Origin of the sequence: Gluconacetobacter aggeris, assembly GCF_014174395.1 — a bacterium.
Classification (GTDB): Bacteria; Pseudomonadota; Alphaproteobacteria; order Acetobacterales; family Acetobacteraceae; genus Gluconacetobacter; species Gluconacetobacter aggeris.
Map to the genome: position 1 here is coordinate 1 of NZ_JABEQD010000040.1, position 1,494 is coordinate 1,494.

The following is a 1,494-nucleotide window of genomic DNA, read 5'->3' on the forward strand; positions in this document are numbered from 1 at the left end:
TAAGCTGGACTTTGGCGGTTTTGAGCGTTGAATCGAATGTGAAGAAGCGCCGGGTTTCCTGTGCGCCAGTGGTCGGGCGAGTCTCTTCTGCGAAGGAAGCAGGAGATGAGCAATGGAAGGAGAGGCCGGCAAGGATGTCGGGTTCAGCGGGATAGCCGCGTGGCTGGGGCCGTTCCGGGCAGCTTTCACGGCCCCGACATGGCGCCGGGTTCTTGTTCTGACGTCTGGAGCGATCATGTCGCCGGGACGACGGACAGTCTGTTCCGCACTGCGTGCGATGGGTCTGGACGACGCGGCGGATTTCTCCTCCTTTCATCGGGTCCTGAACTGCAATCACTGGAGTGCTCTGGCCCTGGCCAGGACGCTGTTTGTCTGGCTGGTCGCGGTGCTGGTTCCTGACGGTCCGGTCATCATTGGGATCGACGATACGCTGGAACGGCGGACAGGGCGGAGGATCGCCGCGCGTGGCATTTATCGTGATCCGGTGCGCTCGTCGCACGGACATTTTGTCAAAGCCAGCGGCCTGCGCTGGCAAGCGTTCATGCTTCTGGCGCCGCTGTGATGGACCGGACGAGTGTGGGGATTGCCGTTCCTGACGGTGCTGTGTCCCTCGGAACGCTACGCGCGCGAGCGTGGTCGCCCTCACCGGAAGCTGACGGACCGGGCACGGCAGGGCCTGCTTCAGGTCGCCCGCTGGCTTCCCGGACGCAGGATCATCGCTGTCACCGACAGTTCCTACGCCTCGATCGATCTGCTCGATGCCGTCAGGGATCGAGTATGCATGGTCAGTCGTCTCCGCCTCGATGCCAGACTGTTCGACCCGCCGCCTCCGCGTACTGCCAGGACGCTGGGCCGGCCCCGCCGGACAGGCGAGCGCCAACCGTCGCTGGCGAGCCGCCTGGAAAATCCCGCCATACAATGGAGCGAAGCTGCGATCGGCGCATGGTATGGCGGTCAGGAACACCGCGTCGAATTCATCTCCGGCACCGCGCTGTGGCATCATCCGGGTCGGGCCGTTCCCATCCGGTATGTGCTGGTTCGTGACCCCGCCAGGCGCTTTCGGCCGCAGGCGTTCCTCTGCACCGACCTTGCCGCGTCCCCCGCCGACATCCTGGCTTGGTTCGTCCGGCGATGGTCGATGGAGGTCACGTTCGCCGAAACGAGGCGTCATCTCGGCATCGAGACCCAACGCCAGTGGTCGGATCTGGCTATCGCCCGCACCACACCCGTCCTGATGGGGCTTTTCTCCGTCATCACGCTTGTCGCAAACGACCTGCAAAAACAGGGACGTCTCCGGCCAGCAGCAACAACATGGTATCGCAAGGAAGGGCCAACCTTCAGCGACGCCATAGCCGCCGTCCGCCGCAAATTATGGGCCGCACCTTATTTCCACACGTCAGCGTCAAAGGACGAGCAGCAAAAAATACCACGCGCCCTCTTCAACTCGTTGCTGAACAATGCCTGCTATGCTGCGTAAACCACCAAAGTCCAGCT

General features: G+C 62.9%; 2 protein-coding genes. Both read left to right on the top strand.

Features of this window, described 5'->3' with window-relative positions; all coding sequences use genetic code 11:
- The first annotated feature begins 112 nt into the window (after positions 1-112).
- Entirely contained in the window at positions 113-562 is a 450-nt protein-coding gene (locus tag HLH36_RS19635; protein WP_220792933.1) for a transposase, read from the top strand.
- Between the two features lie 12 nt (positions 563-574).
- Complete coding sequence (locus tag HLH36_RS19415) at positions 575-1,477, top strand: IS701 family transposase (protein WP_220792934.1); 903 nt, start codon at positions 575-577, stop codon at positions 1,475-1,477.
- The last annotated feature ends 17 nt before the right edge of the window (positions 1,478-1,494 follow it).